This is a genomic window from Streptomyces sp. NPDC028419 (genome assembly GCF_055565515.1).
On the sequence record NZ_JBVHUE010000003.1, the window covers coordinates 195,291 to 222,284 of the forward strand.

General features: G+C 72.9%; 23 protein-coding genes. 13 read left to right on the forward strand and 10 right to left on the reverse strand.

Annotation, left to right across the window (positions count from 1 at the left end):
* Positions 1 to 10: 10 nt before the first annotated feature.
* Positions 11 to 424 (reverse strand): hypothetical protein, encoded by a 414-nt coding sequence (locus ACZ4UB_RS05265; protein WP_468068360.1) that lies wholly within the window; start codon positions 422 to 424, stop codon positions 11 to 13.
* A gap of 372 nt (positions 425 to 796) precedes the next feature.
* On the opposite strand from ACZ4UB_RS05265, the gene ACZ4UB_RS05270 reads away from it, so the two are divergent.
* Positions 797 to 3,253: a helix-turn-helix domain-containing protein gene (locus tag ACZ4UB_RS05270; protein WP_468068362.1), complete on the forward strand. Its 2,457-nt coding sequence runs from the start codon at positions 797 to 799 to the stop codon at positions 3,251 to 3,253.
* Positions 3,254 to 3,380: 127 nt separating this feature from the next.
* Here ACZ4UB_RS05270 and ACZ4UB_RS05275 read toward each other — a convergent pair whose 3' ends face one another.
* Positions 3,381 to 3,791, reverse strand: coding sequence for a winged helix-turn-helix transcriptional regulator (locus ACZ4UB_RS05275; protein WP_468068363.1), 411 nt, complete (start codon positions 3,789 to 3,791; stop codon positions 3,381 to 3,383).
* A 101-nt stretch (positions 3,792 to 3,892) separates the two neighbouring features.
* On the opposite strand from ACZ4UB_RS05275, the gene ACZ4UB_RS05280 reads away from it, so the two are divergent.
* On the forward strand, positions 3,893 to 4,747 hold the full coding sequence (locus ACZ4UB_RS05280) for an alpha/beta fold hydrolase (RefSeq protein WP_468068365.1): 855 nt from the start codon (positions 3,893 to 3,895) through the stop codon (positions 4,745 to 4,747).
* Between the two features lie 14 nt (positions 4,748 to 4,761).
* On the opposite strand, the gene ACZ4UB_RS05285 is transcribed toward ACZ4UB_RS05280, so the two are convergent.
* The 3 genes from ACZ4UB_RS05285 to ACZ4UB_RS05295 are packed head-to-tail and all read right to left on the reverse strand — an operon-like array spanning position 4,762 to position 8,763.
* A complete protein-coding gene (locus tag ACZ4UB_RS05285) occupies positions 4,762 to 6,816 on the reverse strand; it encodes an ABC transporter ATP-binding protein (protein WP_468068367.1) in 2,055 nt (684 codons plus the stop codon).
* Entirely contained in the window at positions 6,813 to 7,754 is a 942-nt protein-coding gene (locus ACZ4UB_RS05290; protein ID WP_468068369.1) for an ABC transporter permease, read from the reverse strand. Before ACZ4UB_RS05290 ends, ACZ4UB_RS05285 begins: the two co-directional genes overlap by 4 nt.
* 25 nt (positions 7,755 to 7,779) lie before the next feature.
* Positions 7,780 to 8,763 (reverse strand): ABC transporter permease, encoded by a 984-nt coding sequence (locus tag ACZ4UB_RS05295; RefSeq protein ID WP_468068370.1) that lies wholly within the window; start codon positions 8,761 to 8,763, stop codon positions 7,780 to 7,782.
* 268 nt (positions 8,764 to 9,031) lie between these two features.
* On the opposite strand from ACZ4UB_RS05295, the gene ACZ4UB_RS05300 reads away from it, so the two are divergent.
* Positions 9,032 to 10,723 (forward strand): ABC transporter family substrate-binding protein, encoded by a 1,692-nt coding sequence (locus tag ACZ4UB_RS05300; protein WP_468068371.1) that lies wholly within the window; start codon positions 9,032 to 9,034, stop codon positions 10,721 to 10,723.
* Between the two features lie 19 nt (positions 10,724 to 10,742).
* Here ACZ4UB_RS05300 and ACZ4UB_RS05305 read toward each other — a convergent pair whose 3' ends face one another.
* On the reverse strand, positions 10,743 to 11,600 hold the full coding sequence (locus ACZ4UB_RS05305; protein WP_468068373.1) for an SDR family oxidoreductase: 858 nt from the start codon (positions 11,598 to 11,600) through the stop codon (positions 10,743 to 10,745).
* Between the two features lie 234 nt (positions 11,601 to 11,834).
* On the opposite strand from ACZ4UB_RS05305, the gene ACZ4UB_RS05310 reads away from it, so the two are divergent.
* The 3 genes from ACZ4UB_RS05310 (at position 11,835) to ACZ4UB_RS05320 (ending at position 18,611) form a co-directional block, all read left to right on the forward strand.
* On the forward strand, positions 11,835 to 13,130 hold the full coding sequence (locus tag ACZ4UB_RS05310) for a cation:proton antiporter (protein WP_468068374.1): 1,296 nt from the start codon (positions 11,835 to 11,837) through the stop codon (positions 13,128 to 13,130).
* A 107-nt stretch (positions 13,131 to 13,237) separates the two neighbouring features.
* A complete protein-coding gene (locus tag ACZ4UB_RS05315; protein ID WP_468068376.1) occupies positions 13,238 to 17,161 on the forward strand; it encodes a Pls/PosA family non-ribosomal peptide synthetase in 3,924 nt (1,307 codons plus the stop codon).
* 37 nt (positions 17,162 to 17,198) lie between these two features.
* A complete protein-coding gene (locus tag ACZ4UB_RS05320; protein WP_468068378.1) occupies positions 17,199 to 18,611 on the forward strand; it encodes a M1 family metallopeptidase in 1,413 nt (470 codons plus the stop codon).
* Positions 18,612 to 18,641: 30 nt separating this feature from the next.
* On the opposite strand, the gene ACZ4UB_RS05325 is transcribed toward ACZ4UB_RS05320, so the two are convergent.
* The gene (locus tag ACZ4UB_RS05325; RefSeq protein ID WP_404006057.1) at positions 18,642 to 18,842 is read right to left on the reverse strand and encodes a chaplin; all 201 of its coding nucleotides are present in this window, start codon (positions 18,840 to 18,842) and stop codon (positions 18,642 to 18,644) included.
* Positions 18,843 to 19,044: 202 nt separating this feature from the next.
* On the opposite strand from ACZ4UB_RS05325, the gene ACZ4UB_RS05330 reads away from it, so the two are divergent.
* From ACZ4UB_RS05330 to ACZ4UB_RS05340, 3 genes are all read left to right on the forward strand, one after another.
* Positions 19,045 to 19,635, forward strand: a complete 591-nt coding sequence (locus ACZ4UB_RS05330) for a VOC family protein (protein WP_468068380.1) — start codon at positions 19,045 to 19,047, stop codon at positions 19,633 to 19,635.
* A 209-nt stretch (positions 19,636 to 19,844) separates the two neighbouring features.
* Complete coding sequence (bla, locus tag ACZ4UB_RS05335) at positions 19,845 to 20,702, forward strand: class A beta-lactamase (RefSeq protein ID WP_468068596.1); 858 nt, start codon at positions 19,845 to 19,847, stop codon at positions 20,700 to 20,702.
* Positions 20,703 to 20,822: 120 nt separating this feature from the next.
* A complete protein-coding gene (locus ACZ4UB_RS05340; protein ID WP_468068382.1) occupies positions 20,823 to 21,350 on the forward strand; it encodes a DUF4396 domain-containing protein in 528 nt (175 codons plus the stop codon).
* Here ACZ4UB_RS05340 and ACZ4UB_RS05345 read toward each other — a convergent pair.
* Positions 21,344 to 21,841 carry an NUDIX hydrolase gene (locus tag ACZ4UB_RS05345; protein WP_468068383.1) on the reverse strand — a complete coding sequence of 166 codons (498 nt, stop codon included), beginning with the start codon at positions 21,839 to 21,841 and terminating at the stop codon, positions 21,344 to 21,346. The genes ACZ4UB_RS05340 and ACZ4UB_RS05345 overlap by 7 nt on opposite strands.
* 139 nt (positions 21,842 to 21,980) lie before the next feature.
* Here ACZ4UB_RS05345 and ACZ4UB_RS05350 point away from each other — a divergent pair, with 139 nt between their 5' ends.
* From ACZ4UB_RS05350 to zapE, 4 genes are all read left to right on the forward strand, one after another.
* Positions 21,981 to 22,625 carry a GOLPH3/VPS74 family protein gene (locus ACZ4UB_RS05350; RefSeq protein ID WP_468068385.1) on the forward strand — a complete coding sequence of 215 codons (645 nt, stop codon included), beginning with the start codon at positions 21,981 to 21,983 and terminating at the stop codon, positions 22,623 to 22,625.
* On the forward strand, positions 22,625 to 23,083 hold the full coding sequence (locus ACZ4UB_RS05355; RefSeq protein ID WP_468068386.1) for a hypothetical protein: 459 nt from the start codon (positions 22,625 to 22,627) through the stop codon (positions 23,081 to 23,083). The genes ACZ4UB_RS05350 and ACZ4UB_RS05355 overlap by 1 nt, the downstream gene beginning before the upstream one ends.
* A 114-nt stretch (positions 23,084 to 23,197) precedes the next feature.
* A complete protein-coding gene (locus ACZ4UB_RS05360) occupies positions 23,198 to 23,902 on the forward strand; it encodes an aspartate/glutamate racemase family protein (RefSeq protein WP_468068598.1) in 705 nt (234 codons plus the stop codon).
* Between the two features lie 252 nt (positions 23,903 to 24,154).
* Positions 24,155 to 24,682: an AFG1/ZapE family ATPase gene (gene zapE / locus ACZ4UB_RS05365; RefSeq protein WP_468068388.1), complete on the forward strand. Its 528-nt coding sequence runs from the start codon at positions 24,155 to 24,157 to the stop codon at positions 24,680 to 24,682.
* On the opposite strand, the gene ACZ4UB_RS05370 is transcribed toward zapE, so the two are convergent.
* Together ACZ4UB_RS05370 and ACZ4UB_RS05375 are read right to left on the reverse strand one after the other, a co-directional pair.
* A complete protein-coding gene (locus tag ACZ4UB_RS05370) occupies positions 24,669 to 25,556 on the reverse strand; it encodes a hypothetical protein (protein WP_468068390.1) in 888 nt (295 codons plus the stop codon). The genes zapE and ACZ4UB_RS05370 overlap by 14 nt on opposite strands.
* Entirely contained in the window at positions 25,553 to 26,965 is a 1,413-nt protein-coding gene (locus ACZ4UB_RS05375) for a phenylacetate--CoA ligase family protein (protein ID WP_468068391.1), read from the reverse strand. Before ACZ4UB_RS05375 ends, ACZ4UB_RS05370 begins: the two co-directional genes overlap by 4 nt.
* Positions 26,966 to 26,994 lie beyond the last annotated feature (29 nt).

Consider the following 26,994-nt stretch of genomic DNA (forward strand, 5'->3'; position numbering starts at 1 on the left):
GGCGGCCGGATCAGCCCTCGCCGAGGTAGCGCTTCGTCGCGGACTGCTCGCACAGGATGACGACGAGGGCCGAGAGGAGGAAGGTGATGATGAATCCGGCCAGTTGGTGGAAGGAGGAGTCGTCGCCCCAGTCCGCCGACGCGACCATGGCGCCGATGGCGATCCCGGACAGGGACGCGGGCATCAGGGCCAACCGGCTGAGCCGGTCTCCCGAGTAGGACACCCCGGCCAGCACCTTGGCGCCGGCCCGCAGCGTGCCCACGCCGAAGGCGAGGACGGGCAGACCGAACAGCCCGAAGCCGTTCCCCTCCCCGAGGAGCAGCAGCACGTACACCGCGCCGCACACCGCGGCGAGGCCGAAGGCGATGCCCATGACGCCGGCGCCGGTGGCCGACCCCGGTCGTGTCGAGACCTCGTTGTCCATGTCCGGAACTCTCCTGTCGTGTAGTGGTACATGTCGTCCCGCGGGTCGTCGCGCACGGCGTCCGGTCGTCCGCCGTCGTCCGCGGGTCTCGACCTGACCGCCCGGAGCGGTGCCCGGGTGCTTGCGGGCGTAGTGCTCGATCTGCCGCCCCGGAGCCTCCGCCTCGTCGAGCCAGGGGGTCTTGAAGCCGCACTCCGCGCACCAGTAGCGCTGGGCCACGTCGCCTCCTCGGCTGCCGTCGGTGTGGGGCGCCGACACCGATGCTGACCTCGGTCGCGTCACGCCGTACAGGACACGCACCCGGCCATCGGTGACCGGCGGCCACGGGTAGGCTCACGGCCGTTCGTACGGGCGGGTCTTGGGGGATGCGGGATGACAGAGGAGCTCGGCGCGCTGTTGCGCGGACTGCGGGACGCGGCGGACCTGACGCAGGAGCAGGTGGCCGAACGGTCCGGGGTCAGCGTGCGCACCATCCGCCGGCTGGAGAGCGGCCGGTCCACGAACCACCGGGTGGGCACGGTGAACCTGCTCGCCGACGCGCTCGGCCTGGGAGAGGCCGACCGGCTGCGCCTGGCGACCGCACTGGCGGGTCCGCCCGTCCCGCCCGCCGCCGGTGCGGGAGGCGGAGCGGCGGCCCGATCCGCGCCCGCGCCCGCCTCCCTCTCCGTGCCCGCGCCCGTGACCGCGGCCGCAGCCGCCCGGCCCGGCGGGCCGGCCGTGCACGACGCGCTCGGGGACGCCGCGCGGGAGTTGGCGAGGGAGGTCCGGCGCCGCTGGCGCCACGAGGAGGCGCAACGCGGCGTCCACGATCCCTTCCCCCTGCCCGTCCGCTGGAAGGCGGCGCCGGCCGTTCTGGTCGACAGCGCGGCGAACGTCCAACGCCTCGGCCCGGGCGGGACCCCGCGCGCGATGGACCTGGACGGGGACCTGCGCGGCACGGCGGAGGTCTACCGCACGATCCCCTCCGGCCGGCTGGTGGTCCTCGGTCGGGCCGGCTCCGGCAAGTCCGTCCTGACGATCAGGCTCGTCCTGGACCTGCTGGAGCTGCTGGACCTGCCGGGCACCACCGCCCCGCGGCCGCGCGTCCCGGTCGTCTTCAGCATCGGTTCCTGGGACCCGTCGACCACCGCGCTGCGGGACTGGATGATCGGGCGGCTGCTGCGCGACCACCCCCACTTGGCCCGCCGCGGCTACGGAGGGGCGACCCTGGCCGCGGCGCTGGTCGACGCCGACCTCGTCCTCCCGGTCCTCGACGGCTTCGACGAGATAGCCGAAGGGCTGCGCCGGGACGCCTTGGACGCGCTCAACGCGACCGCCGCGCCGCTCGTCCTCACCAGTCGGCGCGACGAGTACGCCGAGGCCGTCCGCGCGGCGAACGCGCCGCTCGTATGGGCCGCGGGCATCGAGCTCACCGACCTCACCCTCGACGACCTCGCCGACTACCTGCCCCGCACCACCCGCCCCGCCACCGGGGCGACGGGCTCGCCGTGGGACGCCGTACTGACCGCGCTGCGCACCCGCCGGGATCCGCCGGACGTCCGTCTCGCCGAGGTCCTGACCACTCCGCTCATGGTCATCCTCGCCCGCACCCTGTACAGCGAGAAGCCCGATCGGGATCCCACCGAGCTGCTGGACGCCACCCGCTTCCCCTCGGTGAAGAGCCTGGACGAGCACCTGCTGGCGGGTTTCGTGCCCACGGTCTACCGGCGCCGCGCGCCGGAGCGCGACGCGGCCGGCGAGCTGCCCCGTACGGCGTACGCCGACCCCGAGCGCGCGGCGGGCTGGCTCGGCCACCTCGCCCACCACCTGGTCCGGCTCGACCGCGAGCGGCAGGACCTCGCCTGGTGGCAGCTCGGCGACTCCCTCTCGCGCACGACGCGGACGGTGGCCTTCGTCCTGGCCACGGCGCTGAGCATCACCGTGACCGACTGGCTGGTCGGCCTACTGCTCACCTCGCTCTCCGTCGGCGAACTGCTGCTCCAGGGCGGTCTCATGGGGCCCGCCGCGGGCATCGGTTTCGGAGCCGTCTACGCGATGGCGGACCGGTCGGGTGGCAGGGCGGCCTTCGAACCGTCCCGGGTCCGGCTGACCCTGCGCGCCGCGCGGCCGCGCCTCGGCCGCGGCCCCCTGCGCACCTTCGCCTCCCGCTTCGCCCACGGCCTGATCGGCGGCACCGTCATGGGCGTCGGATGCGCCTGCGCCCTCACCGTTCAGCGCGCGCTGGTCGCGGGGACGCCGCTCACCGACCCGGACGTCGTGGGAGGCACCCTGATCAACACGGTGGTCCTCGCCCTGGTCTTCGGTTCGTCGGCCGGCCTCGCCTTCGGGCTGACGGCCGTCTTCGAAGCACCCGTGGACGTCACCGCGGCGGCGACGCCCATCGGCCTGTTGTCCTCGAACCGCTCGACGACCTGCCGGCAGTTCCTCGTCCTCGCACCGGCCTTCACCCTCGCCATCGCCCTCGGTGGCCATCTGATCGTCGATCTGCTCCGGAACGTGATGGGCCCGCTCAACTGGAGCGTTCGCGACAGCCTGTTCATCGGCGCGGTCGGGGGCGTGGGCGGCGCCGCCTCCTACGTGCTGGCCTTCACCGCCTGGGGGCAGTGGCTCGTGCTCGCTCGCGGCTGGCTCCCCCTGACCGGGCGGCTCCCGTGGAACCCCGCCGCGTTCCTGGACGACGCCTACCGCCGGGGCGTCCTGCGCCAGGCCGGCGCCGTGTACCAGTTCCGCCACCTCCGGCTGCAACACCATCTCGGCCGCGCCTACCGGGAGCGACACCGCAACTTCGCCCCGGCCACGTTCGTGCCCCCTGCGACCGACGGCCCGTGAGGACCGTCCCTGCGGTACACGAGCACCCGCAACGGCGGCCCCTGGAAGGCCCGTTGCACCCTGCTGGACCCGCACGGCGCGGGCGTGCACATCGGCCCGGGCCTGTTCCTCCACCTGTGCCGGCGCTTCAAGGCCCTGACCCGTCGGCGAGCCGGTTGTTGCGGTCGATCTCCGGCATGTGCGTCTCGGCCCAGACCCGCAGGGCGCGGAGCGGCCCTTCGAGGGACCGGCCGAGCCCGGTGAGCCGGTAGTGGACGGCGGGTGGCACGGTGGGTTCCACCCGGCGCGCGACCAGGCCGTCGCGGACGAGGCTCTGCAGGGTGACGGACAGCATCTTCTGTGAGATGCCCGGGATACGGCGCCGCAGTTCCGCGAAGCGGATCTCGTCCGGCTCCTCGGCGGCCAGCACCTTGACCACCATCGACGTCCACTTGGTGCCGATGCGGTCGAGCAGTTGGCGGGTCGGGCAGAGCGGATCCAGCACGTCACCGCGCTCACCGGGCCGCCGGCCGGGTTCACCGGGCCTCGATGGGGTCACTCGGGGCTCACCACCTGAGGGGAAAGTGCCGTCTTGGAGGAGCCAGGGTAGTTCCCTAGCGTGAGGTGGTCACCATTCCTCACCCCATCTGGAGCCCCTCCATGCCCGAGCTGCGGCGCGTCCCCGTCCATGGTGTCGAACTGAACGTCGCCCTCGCCGGATCGGGCCCGGCCGTCCTGCTGCTGCACGGTTTCCCGCACACCTGGGAGGTGTGGACGGACGTCATGGCCGGCCTTTCCGGCCGATACCGCGTCATCGCGCCGGACCTGCGCGGCTTCGGCGCGAGCGGCGGGACGGCCTCCGGGTACGACGCGGGAACCCTGGCCGAGGACGCCGCGGCGCTCCTGACCACGCTCGGCGTGTCCTCGGCCGCGGTGGTGGGCATCGACGCGGGTACCGCGCCGGCCTTCCTGCTCGCCCTGCGCCGCCCCGGGCTCGTGCGGCGCCTGGTCGTCATGGAGTCCGTTCTGGGCGGGCTGCCCGGCGCCGAGGAGTTCCTCGCCGACGGGCCGCCGTGGTGGTTCGGCTTCCACTGCGCCGCGCCCGACCTCGCCGAGACCGTGCTGGAGGGCCACGAGGCCGTCTACGTCGACTGGTTCCTGCGTACCGGCACGCTCGGCGACGGGGTGCGCCCCGCCCTCCGGGACGCCTTCGTCCGCGCGTACACCGGCCGCCGGGCGCTCGGCCGCGCGTTCTCGTACTACCGGGCGCTGCCCGAGAGCGCGGCGCAGATCGGGCGGGCGGTCGCCGCTGCCCGCCTGACGGTGCCGACGATGGCGTTGGGCGCCCGGCCCGTCGGTGCGGCCCTGGAACGCCAGCTCCGCCCGATCACCGACGATCTCACCGGACACGTCATCGAGGACTGCGGCCACATCATCCCGCTGCACCGACCGGGCGCCCTGCTCGCCCTGCTGCGCCCCTTCCTCGCCGGCGAGGACGCGGGAGCGATGCCCTAGTGCCGTGACCGGACCTAGACCACCTCCCGCACGGTCGGGAAGTGGCAGGAAGCGACGTGGTCGGCGGCGTGGGAGGTGGGTTGCGGGTCCTGCGTCGCGCACCGTTCGCGCTCCCGCGGGGCCAGGTTCGCGTAGACGGGGCAGCGCCCGAGGAACCGGCAGCCCTCGTAGCGCCGGGTGGGGCTCGGCGGGTCGCCCGCCAGCAGGATCCGGTCGCGCCGGCGCGCCCGTTCCCGCTCCGGGTCGGGCAGCGGCACGGCGGACAGGAGCGCCTGGGTGTAGGGGTGGCGCGGGCGCTCGAAGACCTCCCGCACGGTCCCGGCCTCGACCGTCCGCCCGAGGTAGACGACGCTGACCCGGTCGGCGATGTGCCGTACGACGGACAGGTCGTGCGAGACGAAGAGGTAGGCCAGCCCCAGCTCCGACTTGAGCCGGCGGAGCAGGTTCAGCACCCCTGCCTGGACGGACACGTCGAGCGCGGAGACGGGCTCGTCGAGCACGAGCAGCTTCGGCCGCACCGAGAGCGCCCTGGCGATCCCGATGCGCTGGCGCTGCCCGCCGGAGAACTCGTGCGGGAAGCGCTCCGCGGCGGCCCGGTCCAGGCCGACCTGGTCGAGCAGCTCGGGGATCCGGCGGGCCGCGGTCGCCCGGTCGACCCCCTGGGCGCGCAGCGGTTCGGCGATGATGTCGCCGACGGGCATGCGGGGGTCGAGACTGGCCATCGGATCCTGGAAGACGATCTGGACCTGGCCGCGCAGGGCGCGCCGCTGCGCCCTGCTCAAGGTGGCCGGCGACTTCCCGAACAGCTCGATGTCGCCGCCCTCGGGCCGTACGAGGTGGAGGAGTTCGAAGAGGGTGGTGGACTTGCCCGACCCCGACTCCCCTACCAGGGCGAGCGTTTCGCCGCCGCGGATGGTGAGGTCGACCCCGTCGACGGCGTGCACGGTCCCGATCCGCCTCTTGAAGGCGGTCCCCTTGAGCACGGGGAAGGTCTTGACGAGCCCGGTGACCTTCAACACCGTGTCCCCGACGGCCCGTTCGGCTCCGGCGTCCGGAACCTCGGGCACCGGGTAGACGTCGAGCACCCCGAGCCCCTTCGCGACGATCTCCCCGGTGCGGACGCAGGCGGCGAGGTGCCCCCCACCGTCCGTGGCCGAGAGCCGCGGGACGTCCCGCGTGCAGGCGTCCTGCGCCATCGGGCAGCGCGGCGCGAAGGCGCATCCGGCGCCCACCCGCGCCGCCGCGGGCGGCGCCCCGGGGATGGGGACGAGCGCGCCCCCGGCCCCGTCGAGCCGGGGCACCGCTCCGATCAGCCCCATGGTGTAGGGCATCGAGGGGCGGGCGAACACCTCGTCGGCCGTCCCCGTCTCGACGATGCGCCCCGCGTACATCACGGCCACCCGGTCCGCCGTGCCGGCGATCACGCCCAGGTCGTGGCTGACCAGGACGAGGGCGGCCCCGGTCTCGCGCTGGGCCGTGCGCAAAACGTCGAGGATCTGGGCCTGGATGGTGACGTCGAGGGCCGTGGTCGGCTCGTCGGCGAGCAGGACGTCCGGGTCGTTGGCCATGGCCATCGCGATCATGGCCCGTTGGCGCATCCCGCCCGAGAACTCGTGCGGGAACGACCGGGCGCGCAGGGCGGGTTCGGGGATCCCGACGAGGTCGAGGAGTTCGACCGCCCGGGCCCGGGCCCGTTCGCGCGAGAGGTCCTGGTGGGCGCGGACCGCCTCGGCGATCTGGTCCCCGATCCGGTACACCGGCGTGAAGGCCGACAGCGGGTCCTGGAAGACCATCCCGATCCGGCGCCCGCGTACGGCCGTGAGCGCGGCGTCGGGGGCGCCGACCAGCTCGGTGGAGTCCAGCCGTACCGAGCCCCGGACGGCGGCGTTGGCCGGGAGCAGGCCGAGCATCGCGAGGGCCGTCGCGGACTTGCCGGAGCCCGACTCCCCCACCAGGCCGAGGACTTCACCGCGCGCGAGGGAGAAGCTCACCCCGCGCACGGCGGGGACGCCGTCGAAGTCGACCTCCAGGTCGGTGACGGACAGCACGGCGCGTGCGGCGGAGCTCATCGCGCCCCTCCCTTGGATCCGGTACGGGGCGCGCGGCGCGCGGACCGCGTGGTGGTGGGGTCGAGCGCGTCCCGCAGCCCGTCTCCCACCAGGTTCACGGCGAGGACGAACACGATCAGCAGGCCGGCGGCGAAGAAGAACATCCAGGGGTAGGTGACGGCCGCCCCGGTGGTGCTGGCGATCAAGGTGCCGAGGGAGACGTCGGGGGCCTGTACGCCGAACCCGAAGTAGGAGAGGGCGGTTTCGCTCATCACGGCCCCGCCGACGGCGATCGTGGCGTCGATGATGAGGAAGGAGGCGATGTTGGGCAGGACGTGCCGCCAGATGATCCGGAGCGGCCCGACGCCCATGTACACGGCCGCCTTGACGAACTCCCGCTCCTTCAGGGACAGCGTCATCGACCGCACCACCCGCGCCGTGATCATCCAGCCGAACACGGCGAGCAGCGCGACGAAGGCGATCCAGCCGCCGCTGCGCAGCCGGGGCGAGATGATCGCGATGATCAGGAAGGAGGGGAAGACGAGCAGCAGGTCGACGAAGAACATCAGCAGCCGGTCCGTCCAGCCGCCGAAGTAGCCGGCGCAGGCACCGACCAGTGAGGCGAGCACGGTCGAGAACAGCGCCACCAACAGCCCGATGACGAGGGACTTCTGGAGTCCGCGCACGGTCTGCGCGAAGACGTCCTGGCCGATCCGGTTGGTGCCCCACCAGTGGTCGGGGCCGGGCCCGGAGCGCAGGGCGGTGTAGTCGATGTGGCTGTAGTCCCAGGGGCTGACGAGCGGCCCGGCGAAGGCGAGCAGGAAGAGCAGCAGCAGGGCCGCGGCGCCGGCCAGCGCGCTGCGGTTGCGCAGGAACCGGCGCAGTACGACGGTGGTCCGCCCGGCGGGACGGGTGGCGGGCTGCGCGCCCGGGGCGCTGCTCTCGATGACGGCGGTCATGGTCGGCGTTCTCCTGGGTCCTGGTTCAGGCGGTGCGGATGCGCGGGTCGAGCGCGGCGTGCAGCACGTCCGCGAGGAAGCCGGACAGGAGCACCGTCACAGCGGCGAACACGTTGACGGCGACGACCGAGTTGACGTCGTTCTTGCCGATGGAGGAGATGAACCATTCGCCCATCCCGTGCCAGCCGAAGATCGTCTCGGTGAAGGTGGCGCCGGTGAAGAGGGCCAGGAAGCCGTAGCTGAAGTAGGTGGACATCGGGATCAGGGCCGTGCGCAGGCCGTGTTTGAGCAGCACGGCGCGGCGGCCGAGGCCCTTGGCCGCGGCGGTGCGCAGGTAGTCGGAGCCGAGCACGTCCAGCATGGTGGAGCGCTGGTAGCGGCTGTATCCGGCGATCGTGGCGAGCCCGATCGAGAGGGTGGGCAGCAGCAGGTGGACGCCGCGGTCCCGCAGGACCGTCCAGAAGCCGGAGTCGACGCCGGGGGTCTTCTCGCCGGTGAACCGGATGACTTCGGTGCCGGTCTTCGTGTTGAACCAGATCGCGCCGATCTTCAGCAGCACGGCCAGGAGGAAGACGGGGGTCGACAGCAGCACGAAGGACGCGAGGGTCATCGCGCGGTCGGACAGGCGGTACTGGCGCACGGCCGTCCAGGCTCCGGCGAGCACGCCGAGGACCGTTCCGGCGATGGTGCCGAAGAGCAGCAGGCGCAGGCTGACCCCGATCCGCCGGCCGAACTCGGCGCCCACGGAGGTCCCGTCGATGGTCTGGCCGAGGTCTCCGCGCAACGCGTGTCCGGCCCAGGTGGCGAAGCGCGGGAAGAGCGGGGTGTGGTCGTTGACGCCGAGGGCGGTGAGGTGGTGGTCCACCGAGGCGGGCGAGAGCGGTGGCTGTCGGCCCTCGTAGTACGCCCGCGGGTCGAGGGCGTAGGAGGCCAGCAGGTACGAGAGGCAGACGGCGGCGAGCAGCAGCACGGCGTAGTAGCCGAGCCGCTTGGCCAGGTAGGCGGCCACGGGTGGGGAACCTCCGCAGGTGGTCGTGATCCACGAGGGATCGCCAGGAGAACGCGAGTCCCGGAACTCACCCGGGGATCACGGCCGCGGCAGGTCAACCTGGCTAATTCGTCGGCTTGTTGACACAGCTTGACCGCTGTTTGTTGCGGACATGCTAAGAAAACATATCGGGATTCCAGCAGGCCTCCCCCCGGAGCGCAAGATCTCCTACGGTCGGCCCGTCCTGCGGTCCCGAACCGACCGCCCACGATCCGGAGGAAGTGTCCCGATGCGCAGAACCACGGTCATCGCCATAGCCGCAGCAGTTTCGGCCACTCTGGTGGTGTCCGCCTGCGACTCCTCCGGCACGGGCGACGGCGCGTCGGCCGCGAAGCAGCCGGCGCCCGCGGTCGACGGGCAGAACATCAACGCCCAGCCGGCGAGCGCCCTCAAGCAGGGCGGCTCGCTGAAGATCGCCATCGACCAGTGGGTCACGCAGTACAACGTCAACCAGGTGGACGGGCAGCAGGGCGACGCGGCCGAGATCGACCGGGCCGTGCTGCCGCACCTCTTCTACGCGGACGCCAAGGGCGTCGGCCAACCCAACCCGGCCTTCCTGACCTCGGCGAAGGTCGTCTCGACCACCCCGCAGGTGGTGGAGTACCAGCTCAACCCGAAGGCGCGGTGGTCCGACGGGAAGCCGCTGGGCTGGAAGGACTTCGAGGCGCTGTGGAAGGCGCTGAACGGCTCCGACAAGGCGTACGAGGCCGCCGACACCTCCGGCTACGACCAGATCTCCAAGGTCGAGCAGGGCGCCGACGAACACGGGGTGAAGGTCACCTTCACCACGCCCTACGCGGACTGGCCGCGACTCTTCGACCCGCTCTACCCGGCCGACCAGATCGACACCCCCGAGAAGTTCAACAAGGGCTGGACGGAGAAGGCGCCGGTCACCGCGGGCGCCTTCAAGATCGGCACCTACGACAAGACCGCGCAGACCATCACCCTGGTCCCCGATCCCCAATGGTGGGGCGACAAGCCCAAGTTGGATTCGATCGTCTTCCGCGTCCTGGACCGCTCGGCGCGCACCGAGGCCTTCCTCAACAAGGAGTTGGACGAGGCGACCGCGCTCCAGCCCGAGGACTACCAGCGGCTGGTCAAGGACCCGACCGCGGACATCCGCCGAGGCGCGCGCTGGGACGAGGTGCACATCACCCTCAACGCCGCGCGCGGCCCGCTCCAGGACGTCAAGGTGCGCAACGCCCTCCAGGCGGCCATCGACCGCAAGGGCATCAACGCCAGCTTCGCCAAGGACCTCTCCTTCGAGCTGAAGCCGTTGAACAACCACTTCTTCATGCCGAACCAGGCGGGTTACCAGGACAACTCCAGCGAGTTCGACACCTACGACCCGGCGAAGGCGAACAAGCTCCTCGACGAGGCCGGCTGGAAGGACGCGGGCCAGGGCAAGCCGCGCACCAAGGACGGCAAGGAGCTGACGCTGGACTACACGCTCAGCGCGGGCGGCTCCTCCTCGCAGCAGGACCAGGCGCAGCTGGTGCAGCAGCAGTTGAGCGCCGTCGGCGTGAAGGTCGAGATCAAGAAGGTCCCGGCGAACGACTACTTCAGCAAGTTCGTGAACACGGGGAACTTCGACCTCGTCAGCTTCCGCAACGTCGACGAGGCGTACACCTCGAAGCTGATCCCGGTCTTCCAGCAGCCCCAGGGCAACAACCTCTTCCAGAACTTCGGTTCGGTCGGCAGCCCCCGCATCGACGAGCTGCTGAAGAAGGCCGGCCAGACCACCGACCGGGCCGCGGCGCTGAAGCTCTACAACGAGGCCGACGTCGAGATCTACAAGCTCGGCCACTCCATCGAGCTGTACCAGCGCCCCGACATCACGGCGGACCGCAAGGGCCTCGCCAACTTCGGCGCGACCGGCCTCGCGGACGTCGACTACACGAAGGTGGGTTGGCAGAACTGACGTCCCGGGCGGGGGCGGTTCAGCCGGCCGCCGGCGCCGCCCCCGCCGGGGCCCCCGTCGGCCGTACGAGCGCACGGGCGGCGGCGAACTCCGCGCGGGCCGCCTCCTCGGCCGCCTCCAGGTAGGCGTAGGCGTCCTCGCCGACGGGGACGCGCAAAGGGGTGGGCAGGTCCGAGGCGACGAGCGCGAGCAGCGTGTCGGCGAAGTCCTCGGGCCTGCCGTACTCCTCGTTGTCCTCCATCCCCCGGAAGCCGTCGAGCATCTCGCCGGTGGCCTGCGCGTAGACCGGCAGGCGGTGCGCGGCCTCCGCGAGCGACGATCCGTAGCGGGTGGCGAAGACTCCGGGTTCGGCGACCGTCACGCGCACCCCGAACGGGGCGACCTCGGCGGCCAGCGCCTGACTCATGCCCTCCAGCGCGTACTTCCCCGCGACGTAGGAGGCGAGGCCCGGGAAGGCCATGCGGCCGCCGAGCGAGGAGACGTTGACGATGTGGCCGTGTCCCTGCGCCCGCATCAGCGGCAGCACCTGGCGCGCGAGACGCCAGGGACCGACGAGCAGGGTCTCCAGTTGATCGCGCAGCTCCGCGTCGCAGACCTCCTCGACCGTGCCGAAGAGTCCGCTGCCGGCGTTGTTGACCAGGACGTCGATCCCGCCCATGCGGTCCGCGGCGGTGCGCACGGCGCCCTCGCACTGGTCCGCGTCCCGCAGCTCCAGGGCGATCGGCGTGATCCGGTCCGGCCAGGCCCCCACCAGGTCCGCCAGGGACGCGGTCGTACGGGCGGTCACCGCCACCTGGTCCCCGGCCCGCGCCGCGGCCGTGGCCACGGCCCGTCCGAGCCCCGAGGAACACCCCGTCACCAGCCAACGACGTCTCATCCGTCCCCCTTCGAAGTCCGCACCGGCCGTCATGGTCGCCGCGCCGCTCCCGCCCGCCCAGCCCCTGCGCGGCGGCGCGCGGGAGCACGTAGGGCGCGAAGGACGGCGCTCGCGCCGGGTGCGACCTCACGATGTCGCGCGACATGACCCCGAGGACGCCGCCGGCCGCCGGAGCGTCGTCTATCTTCGCGTCGGTACCGCTTCGGACCGGCGCGACCACGGGCAGGTGAGGCCATGAACGCCGTCACCGGCGGCGTGCTGCTCGGGCTGGCGGTCGTCCTCGCCGTCGCCCACGCCTTCGGCCGGCTCGCCCGGTGGGTCCGCCAGCCCGCCGTGGTCGGCGAGATCGTCGCGGGAATCGCCCTGGGGCCCAGCCTCCTCGGGCTGCTCCCGGGCGACCTCCCGGGCCGCCTCTTCCCCGCCGACGTGCGCCCCTTCCTCCAGGTGCTGTCCCAACTCGGACTGGTGCTCTTCATGTTCGGGGTCGGCTACCGGCTCGATCGGTCCCATCTGCGGGGCTGCGGCCGGCAGGTGGCGGCCGTCTCCCTGGCCTCCGTCACGCTGCCCTTCCTGCTGGGCGCGGGCCTGGCCGTCGTCCTGGAACCGACCTTCATCACGGCGGAGTTGGAGAGCGACCGCCTGCTGGAGCCGGCCCTGTTCCTCGGCGTGGCGATGTCCATCACCGCGTTTCCCGTGCTGGCCCGGATCATCGACGAGCGCGGCCTGGGCGGGAGCCGGCTCGGCGCGGTGGCGCTGGCCTGCGCCGCGGTCCAGGACTTCCTCGCCTGGTGCGTCCTCGCCGTGGTGGTCGCCCTCGTGCGGGCCACCGGTTGGGGGTCACTGGGGTGGCTGGTCGTCGAGTCGGCCGCGTTCGTCTGCGCACTGCTCCACGTCGTCCGGCCCGGCCTGTGCTGGCTGCTGGCGAGCGAGCGGCGCTGGGCCGGCGCCCCCGTCACCCACGCGGCGCTCGTCGTCGGGCTGTTGCTGAGCGCGTGGGCCACCGAAGGGATGGGCCTGCACGCGGTGTTCGGCGCCTTCGCCTTCGGCGCCGTCGTCCCGCGGCGCCGCGTCGACGCCCTCGCGCCGCAGGTGCCGCAGCGCATCGAAGCGACCAGCCTCTTCCTGCTGCCCGCCTTCTTCACCGTGACCGGGCTCTCGACCGACCTCGGCGGCCTCGGCCCGCAGGGCGCCCTCATGCTGGCGGCGGCCGTCGTGGTGGCGTGCGCGGGCAAGTTCGCGGGCGCCTTCGGCGCCGCCCGGCTCACCGGGGCGACCACCCGCGAGGCGACCACCCTCGGCATCCTCCTCAACGCCCGCGGTCTGACCGAACTCGTCATCCTGGACGTGGGGCTGTCGCTACGGGTCCTGGATTCCAGGATGTTCACCGTGATGGTCTTCATGGCGCTGATCACCACCGTCATGACCGGCCCCCTCCTGCACTGGGCGCGGCCCCCCGAACAGGGCCCGCCGCGCAAGCGCCGCACGGTCCCTTTTGCGCCGCACGGACGGGTTCGGCGGGAGAACCCCTGATCGCGGCAGTAGACTGAGCGGCTGTTTGGTGCTGGACCGGAACAACCCTGGCAAACCTGGGCTCCACCGGCGACCCGGGCGTTCCCGGGACCGAGACTCGAGGGCCGATGGCAGCCACACCCGAGAACGGTGAACTGACCCTGCTCGTCGACGGGAGCACGGAGCCCGGAGCACGGGAGCGGGGGGACGGCGGCAAGTCCGCGCTCTTCGGCGCGGGGCCCGCGGCCCCGACCCGCACCCTGATCGACGTCTTCGAGGCCACCGTCCGCGCGCACCCGGACGAGCCCGCGCTGGACGACGGCGCCGAGCGGCTGACCTACCGGGCGCTGGCCGTCGAGGTCGAGCGACGCCGGCGCGCCCTGGCGGCCGCCGGGGTGGGACCGGGCGACCGGGTCGGCGTACGGGTGCCGTCGGGGACCAACGAGCTGTACGTGGCGATCCTCGCCGTCCTCGCGGCCGGCGCCGCCTACGTACCGGTCGACGCGGAGGACCCCGACGAGCGGGCCGAGCTGGTCTTCGGCGAGGCCGGGGTCCGGGCCGTGCTCGGCGCCGGGCACCGGATCGACCTCACCGGCCCCGCGCGCGCTCCGGCCGAGGCCGCGCGCCCCGGCCCCGAGCACGACGCGTGGATCATCTTCACCTCCGGCTCCACCGGCAAGCCCAAGGGCGTCGCGGTCAGCCACCGCAGCGCCGCCGCCTTCGTGGACGCCGAGGCCGCGCTCTTCCTCGTCGAGGAGCCGATCGGGCCCGGCGACCGGGTGATGGCGGGGCTGTCGGTCGCCTTCGACGCCTCCTGCGAGGAGATGTGGCTGGCCTGGCGCCACGGCGCCTGCCTCGTGCCCGTACCGCGCTCCCAGGTGCGCAGCGGCGCCGATCTGGGCCCCTGGCTGATGGAGCAGGAGATCACCGTGGTCTCCACCGTGCCCACGCTGGCCGCGCTCTGGGAGCCCGAGGCCCTCGACGAGGTCCGGCTGCTGATCTTCGGCGGTGAGGCCTGCCCGCCCGAGCTGACCCAGCGCCTGGTCACCGAGGGGCGCGAGGTCTGGAACACCTACGGCCCCACCGAGGCCACCGTCGTCGCCTGCGCCTCGCTCCTCACCGGAGCGGAGCCGATCCGGATCGGCCTCCCGCTGAACGGCTGGGAGCTGGCGGTGGTCGACGAGTCCGGCGAGCCCGTCCCGATGGGCGGCAGCGGGCAGCTGGTGATCGGCGGCGTCGGTCTGGCGCGCTACCTCGACCCGCAGAAGGACGCCGAGAAGTACGCGCCCCTGGAGTCCCTCGGCTGGGAGCGCGCCTACCGCAGCGGAGACCTCGTGCGGGCCGAACCCGAGGGGCTGGTCTTCCTCGGCCGCGGCGACGAGCAGATCAAGCTCGGCGGGCGCCGGATCGAGCTGGGCGAGGTGGACTCCGCGCTCCAGGCCCTGCCCGGCGTCGCCGGCGCGGCCGCGGCCGTCCGCACGGCCCGCAGCGGCAACCAGCTGCTCGTCGGCTACCTCGTCACCCAGGAGGGCTGGGACCGCGCCGCGGCCGTCGAGCGGCTGCGCGCCGAGCTGCCGGCCGCGCTCGTGCCGCTGCTCGCACCGGTCGACGAGCTGCCGACCAGGACCTCCGGGAAGGTGGACCGCGACGCCCTGCCCTGGCCGCTGCCCGACCTGGAGACCACCGGCCCCACCGAACAGCTGTACGGGACCGAGGCCTGGCTCGCCGAGCAGTGGAGCGAGACCCTCGGCGTGACCGTCAGCGGCGGCGCCGACGACTTCTTCGCGATCGGCGGCAACAGCCTCGCCGCCGCCCAGCTCACCACCCGGCTGCGCACCCGCTACCCGCGCGCGGCCGTCCTCGACATCTATCAGCAGCCCACCCTGCGCAAACTGGCCCGGCGCCTGGAGAAGTCGGTACGGGACGATGGCGCGGCCCGGGTCGTCGCACCCGTTCCGCTCCGGTCCCAGCTCGTGCAGTCGCTGCTGCTGCTCCCCCTCTTCACCCTGGTCGGGCTGCGCTGGAGCGTGTCCCTGCTGGCGCTGGGCAACGTCCTGCACCGGTTCGGCCCCTACCCGTGGGCACCCACCGCCTCCTGGTGGCTCGTCGGCGCCGGCGCGGTGCTGCTGTTCAGCCCGCCCGGCCGGCTCGCGATCGCGGCGGGCGGCGCGCGGCTGCTGCTGCGCGGGGTCACGGCGGGGCACTACCCGCGCGGCGGCAGCGTGCACCTGCGGCTGTGGACGGCCGAGCGGCTGGCCGAGTACGCCGGTGCGACCTCGCTCAGCGGTTCCTGGCTGGTGCGCTACGCGCGGGCGCTGGGCGCCAAGGTCGGCCCCGACGTGGACCTGCACGCGCTGCCCCCGGTGACGGGCATGCTCAAGCTCGGCCGGGGCTGCGCCGTCGAGTCCGAGGTGGACCTCGCCGGCCACTGGCTGGACGGGGACCGGCTCGAAATCGGCCCGGTGAAGGTCGGCACCGGCGCCGTCGTCGGCACCCGCAGTCTGCTCTTCCCCGGTGCTCGGGTGGGCAAGCGGGCCGAGGTGGCACCCGGATCCGCGGTGGCCGGCCAGGTCCCCACCGGCCAGCGGTGGGCGGGGGCGCCCGCCGTCAAGCTGGGCAAGGCGAAGCACAACTGGCCCGGGAACCGGCCGCCGCGCCCGCTGCGCTGGGGCGCCGCCTACGGGGCGTCGGGATTCGCCCTGACGGCCCTGCCGGTGCTGGCGGCCCTGCCCGCCCTGTTCGTGGCGAGCCGCTTCGTGCCCGCCGACGCGGGCGCCGCCGCGGCCCTGCGCGGGGCGCTGCTCGCCGTCGTCCCCGGGGCGCTGGCCTACGGGTGCGCCTACGCACTGCTGCTCCTGATCTCCGTACGGCTGCTGAGCCTGGGGCTGCGGACGGGCGTCCACCCCACGCACAGCCGGGTCGGCTGGCAGGCCTGGACGATCACCCAGCTGATGGACCTGTCCCGGGAGACGCTCTTCCCGCTGTACGCGGGGCTGATCACGCCGGTCTGGCTGCGGCTGCTCGGCATGAAGATCGGCCGGGGCGCGGAGGTCTCCACCGTGCTCGCGCTGCCGAGCCTGACCACCGTGGGCGAAGGCGCGTTCCTCGCCGACGACACCCTGACCGCCCCGTACGAACTGGGCGGCGGCTGGATCAGGATCGGGCACTCGGCGATCGGCCGCCGGGCGTTCCTCGGGAACTCCGGCATGACCGCGCCCGGCCGCACCGTGCCGGACGGCGGGCTGGTCGGCGTACTGTCGGCGACCCCGAAGAAGGCCAAGAAGGGCAGCTCCTACCTGGGCCTGCCACCGGTCCGGCTGCCGCGGTCCACCGCGGACGCCGACCAGAGCCGGACCTACGACCCGCCCGCCCGGCTGCTGTGGGCGCGCGGCCTGGTCGAGCTGTGCCGCCTCCTCCCGGTCTTCTGCTCGACGGCGCTGGCCGTGCTGACCGTGGCGGCGTTGTGCGCGCTGAGCGCCCCGGGTGCGCTGGGCACCGGGGTCACCGCGCTGCTGTCCGGGGCGGTGCTGCTCACCGCGGGCGCGGCCGCGGGCACGCTCAGCGTCGCGGCGAAGTGGCTGCTGGTGGGCCGCCACCGGAGTGGCGAGCACCCGCTGTGGAGCGGTTTCGTGTGGCGCAACGAACTGGCCGACACCTTCGTCGAGGTGCTCGCCGTGCCCTGGCTGGCCGGATCGGTACCCGGTACGCCGCTGCTGACCCTGTGGCTGCGCGGACTCGGGGCGCGGATCGGCCGGGGCGTGTGGTGCGAGAGCTACTGGCTGCCCGAGACGGACCTGGTGACGCTGGGCGACGCGGTCAGCGTGAACCGGGGCTGCGTGTTGCAGACGCACCTCTTCCACGACCGGATCTTGAGGACGGATACTGTGGTCCTCCACGAGGGCGCCACCCTGGGCCCGGGCGGGATCGTCCTGCCCGGGAGCACGATCGGCGCCCACAGCACACTGGGTCCCGCCTCGCTCGTGATGGCCGGTGAATCCGTACCCGCCGGCACCCGTTGGCTGGGCAATCCGATCGAGGCGTGGCGGACCTGAGAGGGCCCGGGCACAGCGCAGGAAACGGGAAGCGTCAATGAGCGGCCAGACGACCACGGCATCCGACCCGTACTTTCCGGCCAACGGAGACCCCCGCTACCGCGTGCACCGGTACGAACTCGCCCTGGAATACCGCCCCCGCCCCAACCGGCTCGCCGGGACGGCCCGGATCAGCGCGATCGCGGGCCGGGCTCCGCTCACCGAGTTCCACCTGAACCTGGCCGAGTTCAAAATAGGGCGGGTCCTGGTCGACGGCCGCCCGACGCACTCCGTGCACCGGGCCGGAAGGCTCCTGGTGCGGCCCGTCAAGCCGCTGCCCGCAGGCACCGCCTTCACCGTGGACGTGCACTGGGTGGGCAACCCCAAGCCGGTCCGCAGCCCGTGGGGCGGGATCGGCTGGGAGGAGCTGACCGACGGCGCGCTGGTGGCCAGTCAGCCGGTCGGGGCGCCGTCCTGGTACCCCTGCAACGACCGGCCCGCCGACAAGGCCTCCTACCAGATCTCGATCAACGTGCCCTCCCCCTACACCGTGGTGGCCGTGGGGCGGCTGCTCACCCGGACGACGAAGGCCTCCACCACGACCTGGGTGTACGAGCAGCCCGCGCCGACCTCCAGCTATCTGGTCGGGCTGGCGATCGGCACCTACCAGACCGTGCTGCTCGGGGACCCGGGGCTCGACGGTGTGCCGCAGAGCGCCCACGTGCCGGCGCACCTGCTGACGCGTTTCTCCCGCGACTTCGCCCGACAGCCCGAGATGATGCGGCTGTTCGAGGAGCTCTTCGGCCCCTATCCCTTCGGCGAGTACGTGGTGGTCGTCGCCGACGAGGAGCTGGACGTTCCGGTGGAGGCCCAGGGGCTCTCCCTCTTCGGCGCCAACCACGTGGACGGCGCCCGCGGTTCGGAACGCCTGGTCGCCCACGAGCTGGCGCACCAGTGGTTCGGCAACAGCGTGAGCATCGCCGACTGGCGGCACATCTGGCTGAACGAGGGCTTCGCGAAGTACGCGGAGTGGCTCTGGTCGGAGCGCTCCGGCGGCCGCACCGCGCACGAGCTGGCGGCTTCCGCGCACCGGCTGCTGGCCGCGCAGCCGCAGGACCTCACGCTGGCCGACCCCGGGCGCAAGCTGATGTTCGACGACCGTCTCTACCAGCGCGGCGGCCTCGCCGTGCACGCCGTCCGCTGCGCCCTGGGCGACGGCCCGTTCTTCCGGATGCTGCGCGACTGGGCCACCGCGCACCGCCACGGCGTGGTCAACACCGCGGGCTTCACCGCCCATGCGGCCCGCTATGCGACCGAGCCCGTGGAGGACCTGCTCACCGCCTGGCTGTACGGGCCGAGCCTCCCGCCGCTGCCCGCGGAGCCCGTACGGTCTTCGGCACGCGCGCAGGAACCGGCGCGGCCCGCGTACCCGCCGTCGAACGGCGAGCCCGCGGGCCACGGCCGGAGCTGATCGGACCGGGTCGGACCGGGTCGGACCAGGTCAGTTGTTGGAGCCGACCGTGTTGTTGTGACCGGCGTTGAAGACGTCGTCGGCCGCGAACTGGGTCCAGTTGCCGAAGACCAGCGTGTACGAGTTGCCCTCGGGGACGATCACGTTCACATCGGCGCTGGCGGCGGAGGCGCCGCCCAGGACGACGGCGAAGGCGGCGAGGGCGGTCAGCGCGGAGGCTACGGAGCGCATGGGGATGCCTTTCGTAGGGGAACGTCGGCGTACGGGAAGCCTCCAGTCAATGAGGAGCCCGTGCCCGGAACACGCAGCCACTCCGATCGAACCCGCAGAGCAACCGCTTCGTACCAGCGGCCCCGTACCCGTGCGGCCGGCTGTACCGTACGGCCGGACAGGGGGCACCGCCCCTCGCGACACCGGGCCTCGGGGGAACGACATGCTGAGCGGGATCGTCATCGACGCGCTGGACGTCGGGCGCGCCGAGCGGTTCTGGCGGGAGGCGACGCGCGGCCGGACGGGCGGCCTGGTGCTGCGGTGCGTAGCGACCACCGTGCCCAAGGCGCACAAGAACCGGCTCCACCTCGACCTGGCCGGCGGTCCGGCCTGGAAGGACGAGGTGGAGCGGCTGCTCGCGCTGGGCGCGACCCGGGTCGACGTCGGCCAGGGGGACGTCCCGTGGGACGTGCTGGCCGATCCGGAAGGCAACGAGTTCTGCGTCCTGCGCCCCGGTCACCCCGGCGTGCTCGCCGACTCGGGCCTCGTCGCGGTCTGCCTCGACGTCGCCGAGGAGGACCGCCCGGCCCAGTCGGAGTTCTGGCGGGACCGCGCCGGCTGGCGGGCGGTGGAGACCCACGCGTGGGGCGTCCGGCTCCGCCGGGAGCCCACCAGCACGGTCTCGTTGGTGATGGGCCCGCCCGCGGCACCGAAGACCGGGCGCAACAGGCTGCGGCTGGAGGTCACCCGCACCGATCTGGCACCCGGGGAGCTGCTCGACCCCGCCGGGAACGAGTTCCACGTCACGACGTGACCGGCCGCGCCGAGCTCGGAGGGTCCCACGGGAACTGATCACCCCATATGTCTAGTCCTCGTAGGTAACGCCTCGCATACGATGATTGGACACTTTTGAACACGCCGAACAGCACGAACGCAACGGGCACTTCGAAGGACCCGGGTACCTCGAACAGGGCCCCCTCTCGGCGCACGACGCTCGCCTGGGGTGTCGGTGTCGGGGCCGCGCTGGCGGTCGGCCCGGTCGGGGGCGGTGCCGCGTACGCCGCCACCCCGGCCGGTGACGGCGCGCTGGCCCGCGAGCTCGGCGTCCTCGAACGGCGGTACTCCGCCCGACTGGGGGTGTTCGCGCACGACACGGCGACCGGGCGGAGCGTCCACTACCGCGCGACCGAGACCTTCCCGCTCTGCTCGACCTTCAAGACGCTGGCGGTCGCGGCCGTGCTGCGCGACCTCGACCGGGACGGGGAGTTCCTGGCCCGCCGCGTCCGGTACACCGAGCAGGACGTCACCGAGTCCGGGTACGCGCCGGTCACCGGCCGGCCCGAGAACCTCGCCGGCGGCCTGACCGTCGAGGAACTGTGCGCCGCCGCGATCCGCTACAGCGACAACGCCGCCGCCAACCTCCTGCTGCGCGCGTTGGGCGGGCCGGACGCGATCACCCGCTTCTGCAGGTCCGTCGGAGACCGGACGACCCGCCTCGACCGCTGGGAGCCGGAGCTGAACTCGGCCGAGCCGTGGCGCACCACGGACATCTCCACACCCCTCGCCCTCGGGCAGACCTACGCACGCCTCGCCCTCGGCACGGCGCTCGCGCCGGCGGACCGCGAGCGGCTCACCGATTGGCTGCTGACCAACACCACGGGCGGCGCGAAGCTCCGGGCCGGCCTGCCCGCCGACTGGCTCGTCGCGGAGAAGACCGGGGGCGGAAAGTACGGCACCAACAACGACGCGGGCATCGCCTGGCCCCCGGGCCGGCCGCCCGTCGTCATGACCGTGCTGACGACGAAGCACGCGCCCGATGCCACGGCCGACAACGCCCTGATCGCCGAAACGGCGACCCTGCTGGCGACGACCCTCGGCTGAGGGAACGCCGACGGCGCTCCGACGCACACCTCGCGGAATACCCAGGGGGGGTATACGGTTCCCCCCATGGGTCCGCGGGAGCGCGGCCCCACAGGAAGCGGACGGACGGGGATGACGGACATGGACCACGGAACTCACGAGCACCCCGCTCACGAGCACGGCATGCACCAGGGACACTCCGCGCACGGCGGTCACGCCGGTCACCGTACGGGCGGGGTCACCTGGGGAGCCGCCGCGAAGGCGACGCTGCACTGCCTCACCGGGTGCGCCATCGGCGAGATCCTCGGCATGGCCGTCGGCACCGCCCTCGGGTGGGGCAACGCCGCGACCATGATCCTCGCGATCGTCCTCGCCTTCGTCTTCGGCTACTCCCTCACGCTGTTCGCGATCCGCGGGGCCGGCCTGGGCGTCCGGGGCGCGCTCAAGGTCGCGCTGGCCGCCGACACCGTCTCGATCATCGTGATGGAACTGGTCGACAACGGGATCATCGCCCTGGTCCCGGGTGCCATGGACGCCCACCTGGACGAGGCCCTGTTCTGGACCTCACTGCTCGGCGGCTTCGTCATCGCCTTCCTGCTCACGACCCCGGTCAACAAGTGGATGATCGCCCGCGGCAAGGGCCACGCCGTCGTCCACGGCCATCACTGACCGGCCCGCCGGGCGAGGTGACGACCGTACGCCTCCTGGCCGTCCGGCACGAAGCTCCACCGCCGCACGGCCCGGTGCAACTCCCGCTCCGTCAGCCAGGCGTGCCAGGCGACCTCGCCCGGATCGGGCGTCACCGCACCCGCGATCACGGCTTCGTGCACACCGAGCCAGTAGGGGCTGATGGCCCCTCGGCACAGGAACCTGCACACGGGTCGCACCGGCACGTGGACGCCCAGCTCCTCGGCCAACTCCCGGTTCGCCGCCTGCTCGTAGGACTCGCCGACCGCCACGGCCCCGCCGAACATCACGTCGTAGAGACCGGGGAACCGGGCCGAGTCGTCGGGCCGCCGGTGGACCAGCACCCGCCCCTGCCGATCGCGGCAGATCGTCGTCGCGATGCGGTGCAGCCACCCCCGGCGCACGGCCTCCTCGCGGTCCACCACCGCCAGGATCCGATCCCGCTCGTCCACCCGCTCCACCCGTTCGTTCACGACGGACACGATCGCACGCGCCTGTGACAGTCCTTACGGATCGCGGACGGAGCACGACCTCAGCGCTTTCGGTCCGCGATCGGGGGCCCCACCGATCCATAATCGACGCAGGACCGACCGCGACCGGAAGGGGCTGTTCATGACGACACCTCGGGACCTGCTGATCGTCGCCACGGACATGGAGGCGGGCCGGCCGCTCGAACAGGGCGAGCTGTCGCTCGCGCTCGCCGGGGCCGAGGTGATCGACCTCCTCGCCGCCCGGACCGTCCAGCTGGACGGCGACCACATCGTGCCGGGCGACCGGCCCTCACCAGACGACCCGCTGTTGGCCGAGGCCGCCGCGGCGATCGTCCGCGAGGCGCCCCACGAGTCGGTGGCCGACTGGCTGTGGCGCCGGGGGCGCGGTCTGTCCGCGGTCTACCGGGCCGGGTTGGAGGCGGACGGGCAGCTCGTCCGCCCGCGCCGCCGGGGGTTCTCCTTCCGGGCGGGCGAGGCGGAGCTGGTCGATTCGGCCGCGCGCAGCGGGGCCGCGGAGCGCTGGGCATCGGACGACCCCGTCCTGGCCACCCTCGCGGGGGCCCTGGGAGTCCTGCCCCGCGGGGGCCGGGCCGCGGACTCGCTCACCGCGGACGGCACGGACGACGTGACCGACGTGGACGACGACGCCGTGGCGACCGTACTGGCCACCGTCAGCGACGCGTTGGTGGAGCTGGCGGCCGTACGCCAGCGCCGCTCCGTCGAGGAGGCGGCCTTCGACAACATCTGGCGGGGCAGCGGCGGCTGATGCCGGGACCCACCGAAGTCGAGGCGCTCCTCGCGGACGTACCCGGGCTGGCCCCGTACGTCCGCAGGGCGACCCTCCTGCGCCCGAAGGCGCTGGACAGCCACGTCGGCGGGGCGTTGCTGTGGCCGGTCGACGAGCCGTGGCCCGTGTGCGAGGGGCCGCACCTCACCGAAGTGCGGGAGCGGCTTTCCGACGCGGATCGGGAGACCCTGCGACAGACCGACCGCGCCGTGCGCGAGCGACGGGCAGGACGGCCGAACCTAGCGTACGTGCCCGACCAGGAGGAGCTCCCGGCGGAGCTGGGAAGCCCGGGCGCGCGCACACGACGCGGAGTGCGGCCGCCCCCTGTGCTGCCGGGCGGGGTGGAAGGCCGGGGGCTGACCGAGCTGGCACACGACGGATCCGGCGCCGATCGGGTGCCCCGACTGCGGCGCGGACTAGGAACTGGGCAGACCTAGACGTCACCAAAGTAATCCTTATGGATTTCCAGCTTAATGGCATCCTGGCTTATATTCCTCATGTCGGCAGTGCGGACGAGGAACACGGGGACGCGCATGGGCATGGGCATGGGTATGAAGACGATCGGGCTGATCGGGGGCATGAGCTGGGAGTCGACCGCCGAGTACTACCGGATCCTCAACGAGCGCACGCGCGAGCGGCTCGGTGGCCTGCACTCGGCGCGCTGCGTGCTCCACTCGGTGGACTTCGCGGAGATCGAGCGCTTCCAGGCCGAGGGACGGTGGGTCGAGGCCGGCGAGGTGCTCGCCGATGCCGCCCGGTCGCTGGCGGCGGCCGGCGCCGACCTGCTGCTGATCTGCACCAACACCATGCACAAGGTCGCGGACACCGTCGCGGCCGCGACCCCGGTGCCGCTGCTCCACATCGCGGACGCCACCGCGGACGCCGTCCGCGCCGCGGGGCTGGGCCGGGTGGGGCTCCTGGGTACCGCCTTCACCATGGAGCAGGACTTCTACCGGGGCCGCCTCGCGGCGAGCGGGCTCGACGTCCTCGTCCCCGACGCGCAGGAGCGTGCGCTCGTACACCGGGTGATCTACGAGGAGCTCTGCCTGGGCGTCGTCAGCGAGACCTCGCGGGCGGCCTACCGCCAGGTCGTCGGTGAGCTGGTCGCCCGGGGCGCCGAGGGGGTGATCCTCGGGTGCACCGAGATCGAGCTCCTGCTCGGCCCCACGGACAGCCCCGTACCGCTCTTCCCCACGGCCCGACTGCACGCCGAGGCGGCGGTCGACGCGGCGCTCGGCTCGACCCCCGCCGACTGACCGACCCCGCTACCCGGGGGCGCGACCGTCGCGGTCGTCGTGACCCGCGTCCCGCCGGCTCGGCGGCGATCATGCCCCGCTAGGGTCGCCGCACGTGAGCGACAAGATGCGCAAGCAGTACGAGTCGATGCGCGGCCACTACCAACAGGCCGCGGACCGGGCGGGGTTCACCCTCAGCCCCGCACAACTGGCCGCGGTGGAGCGGATGTCCCGCTATGTCTGGGGCCCGTCGGGCGGGGCAAGAGCTGGCTCGTGGACACCTTCCTGGAGGGGCTCGCGGAGCCCCGCAGCCGTCGGCTGCACTTCCACGACTTCTTCCGCCGGCTGCACGAAGGCGTTTCCCCCGCGCAGGTCACGCCCCCGGCGAGCGGCGCCCCATCGGCGGTGCGGCACAGCGCCGTCGACCGCGCGGTCGACGAACTGCTCGGGGACTGCCGGGTCCTGGTCTTCGACGAATTCCACGCGCACGACGCCGGGGACGCGGTGCTGGTCGCCCGGCTCTCGCGCACCCTCCTGGACCGGCGCGTCACCTTCGAGCCGACGATCGAGCTGATCCAGCAGCGGATGGACGTGCTGGACGTGGCGGGGCCGACGGACTTCCGACGGCAGCGGTTCGCGAACCTGGTGGACGTGTGCCGCGACCGGGACGTGCGGCTCTTCCTGCTCGGGTCCGATCCGCTCGCCGGGCTGCCGGCGGACTCCCGACTGATGCGCGACCTGGACCGCACCGCCAGCAGGCCGGCGATGCTGCGGGGAGGGCGCGCCGTCAGCCCGCGGTAGCCAGCGGGGCCGCCGCGCGATCGCGCGGGAGGACCACGTCGGCCATGCGGCGCTCGGGGCCGCGGCGGCGCAGGTACCGGTAGCCGAGGAAGGCCGCCGGCCCGAAGACGACCTGGGCCGGGATGAGCGCCGGTTCGTGCCCCAGCACTTCGGTGATGACCTTCAGCACGACCACGGGCGCGACGGCGCCGAAGACGGTGACCAGTACGAGCCCGACGCGCAGCCCGACCTTCCCGTACGCCTTGTAGGCGCAGGTGGTGAAGAGGGCGTAGGCGAGCAGGTCGCCCATGCCCACCACGGCGCCCAGGTCGTCCCCGATGCGCAGACCGGCGGCCGGGGCGTACGGATAGCCCTGGACGGCGTCGGCCAGTTCCTCGGTCAGCGGCACGACCCAGGCGAAGAAGGCGTCGTACACGGTGAGGGCGAGGAGGAACCACGCGACGTTGGACAGCCGCATGCCGCCCTGCACGTTGAGGTTCGTGGCGGATATGACGACCAGGACGACGACGCAGCTGTTCGCCACCCAGTAGGGCGGTGCGGCCTCGCCGAAGGCCGTGTGGGAGACGTACACGCTCGCGATCAGGGCGGCGATCAGGGCCCAGCGCAGGCGGCCGTTGCCGATCAGGGGTTGGTAGCCGACGGAGAGCCCGCCCGCGAAGACGAGGGCGAGCACGACCGGGAGGACCCCGCCGGGCAGCGCCAGGTAGACGTACGGCAGGGCCAGCACGAAGCCCATGATCACGAAGATGTCGCGGCCGTTGAAGACGCCGACCGGCGGCCGCGCCGCGCGGACGGTGCGGAAGTAGGAGACCGCTCCGGCGCACACGGCGAGCGCCAGGAAGCAGGTCACCGCGAGCTGGAAGAAGACGCTCATGCATGGCTCCGGGTGAAGGTGTGCTCCGTCAGGTCGCAGCGGAGGGGGAAGCGCTGCGCGGCCTCTTCGTCGCTCAGGGGCAGGACCGTGACATCGGCGTCGATGTGCTGCTCGCGCAGCCGCTCGGCGACTTCGACGGCGGTGACCTCCTTGGCGGCGACCTCCACATGGAGCCGGCCGTCGTCCCCGACGCTCGCCCGGTGGCGCAGCGGGAACGGCAGCCCGGGGGTGCCGTCGAGCGCCTCCACGATGTCGCGCGGGGTCACGATGCCATCGTCGGTGCGGTGCAACAGGCCGGCCTTGCCGAGGATGTAGGAGACCGCGGGGACCACCGAGAGTTCGCAGTCCGGCTCGCCCTCCAGGGTGCGGACCACGTCACCGGTGTTGTAGCGCAGGACCGGCATGCACTCCCGGTAGGGGTAGTACGGCGTGACGGTCAGCGCGCCGAGCCGGCCGGGCGCGGCGGGCTCGCCCGTGTCGAGGTCGAGCACCTCGGCGTACCCCATGTTGGGGTCGATGTGCAGATGGCGCTTGCTACAGGTGCGGCCGCCCACGGGCAGCAGCTCGGTCATGCCGAAGGCGTCGCCGACGACCTTGGCCCCGAAGGTCTCCCGCAGGGCGTCCATCAGGTTGCGCGACAGCATTTCCCCGCCGCCGTAGATCGCCCGCAGCCCGAAGTCGTCGGGGCCGTAGCCGCCGCGGCGTGCGGCGGTCACCAGCTGGCCCAGGTAACTCGGGGCGCCGGTGAGGATGGTGGGCTGGACGCCGTCCCGGCCGAGCAGGTGCTCGATGGACTCGTCCGGCGGTATCTGCCCCACGACGTGGCACGAGGCGTTGGCGAGCCGGCACACCGCGACGTCCTCCTGCACGGCGGCCGTGGCGCGGGAGCTCAGGTTGATCTGCATCCGGTCGCCGGGGCCGAGTTCGCCGCGCAGGACGAGGGACAGCGCGATCAGCGCGGGCCAGAGTTCCATCTCGTAGCGGGACAGCCAGATCTGGACGGGGCGGCCGGTGGTGCCGGTCGTCTGCGTCGCCAAGTACGGGGGGCTGCACAGGAAGTCTTCGGGGCGCTCGATCAGGTCGGCCTTGCGGGTCACCGGAATGCTGGTGAGCGTCTCGGTGGTCAGCGCGTCGAGGTCCACTCCCGCGAGCCGCTCGCGGTAGAAGGGCGAGCGCTTGGCGAGTTTGCGCACGGTCCGCCGGAGCGCGCGGTTCTGCAGGTCCCTGCGCTCGTCCGGGTCGGCGAACGGGCCGTCGGCCAGCTCGTCCACGTCGTCGCCCAGCGAGCCGAACTCTTCGAGCGTGGCGAGGGCGTCGGCGACCAGTCGCTCCACGGCCCGTACGCTCAACCGCCGGCCGAACACCATGGACAGCGCCACGCGTACCTGCCGGACACCGGTCTCCAGCACTCTTGACTCCCTTGGATGTGGCGAGGGGG

Excerpts from the sequence above, each read along its gene's own strand:
- ACZ4UB_RS05360 (WP_468068598.1), top strand. The coding sequence starts at position 23,198 with ATGAAGACGATCGGGCTGATCGGGGGCATGAGCTGGGAGTCGACCGCC.
- ACZ4UB_RS05350 (WP_468068385.1), top strand. The coding sequence starts at position 21,981 with ATGACGACACCTCGGGACCTGCTGATCGTCGCCACGGACATGGAGGCG.
- ACZ4UB_RS05305 (WP_468068373.1), bottom strand. The coding sequence starts at position 11,600 with ATGAGACGTCGTTGGCTGGTGACGGGGTGTTCCTCGGGGCTCGGACGG.
- ACZ4UB_RS05355 (WP_468068386.1), top strand. The coding sequence starts at position 22,625 with ATGCCGGGACCCACCGAAGTCGAGGCGCTCCTCGCGGACGTACCCGGG.
- ACZ4UB_RS05265 (WP_468068360.1), bottom strand. The coding sequence starts at position 424 with ATGGACAACGAGGTCTCGACACGACCGGGGTCGGCCACCGGCGCCGGC.
- ACZ4UB_RS05310 (WP_468068374.1), top strand. The coding sequence starts at position 11,835 with ATGAACGCCGTCACCGGCGGCGTGCTGCTCGGGCTGGCGGTCGTCCTC.
- ACZ4UB_RS05270 (WP_468068362.1), top strand. The coding sequence starts at position 797 with ATGACAGAGGAGCTCGGCGCGCTGTTGCGCGGACTGCGGGACGCGGCG.
- ACZ4UB_RS05330 (WP_468068380.1), top strand. The coding sequence starts at position 19,045 with ATGCTGAGCGGGATCGTCATCGACGCGCTGGACGTCGGGCGCGCCGAG.
- ACZ4UB_RS05285 (WP_468068367.1), bottom strand. The coding sequence starts at position 6,816 with ATGAGCTCCGCCGCACGCGCCGTGCTGTCCGTCACCGACCTGGAGGTC.
- ACZ4UB_RS05325 (WP_404006057.1), bottom strand. The coding sequence starts at position 18,842 with ATGCGCTCCGTAGCCTCCGCGCTGACCGCCCTCGCCGCCTTCGCCGTC.
- ACZ4UB_RS05370 (WP_468068390.1), bottom strand. The coding sequence starts at position 25,556 with ATGAGCGTCTTCTTCCAGCTCGCGGTGACCTGCTTCCTGGCGCTCGCC.
- ACZ4UB_RS05280 (WP_468068365.1), top strand. The coding sequence starts at position 3,893 with ATGCCCGAGCTGCGGCGCGTCCCCGTCCATGGTGTCGAACTGAACGTC.
- ACZ4UB_RS05300 (WP_468068371.1), top strand. The coding sequence starts at position 9,032 with ATGCGCAGAACCACGGTCATCGCCATAGCCGCAGCAGTTTCGGCCACT.
- ACZ4UB_RS05290 (WP_468068369.1), bottom strand. The coding sequence starts at position 7,754 with ATGACCGCCGTCATCGAGAGCAGCGCCCCGGGCGCGCAGCCCGCCACC.
- ACZ4UB_RS05340 (WP_468068382.1), top strand. The coding sequence starts at position 20,823 with ATGGACCACGGAACTCACGAGCACCCCGCTCACGAGCACGGCATGCAC.
- ACZ4UB_RS05315 (WP_468068376.1), top strand. The coding sequence starts at position 13,238 with ATGGCAGCCACACCCGAGAACGGTGAACTGACCCTGCTCGTCGACGGG.
- ACZ4UB_RS05320 (WP_468068378.1), top strand. The coding sequence starts at position 17,199 with ATGAGCGGCCAGACGACCACGGCATCCGACCCGTACTTTCCGGCCAAC.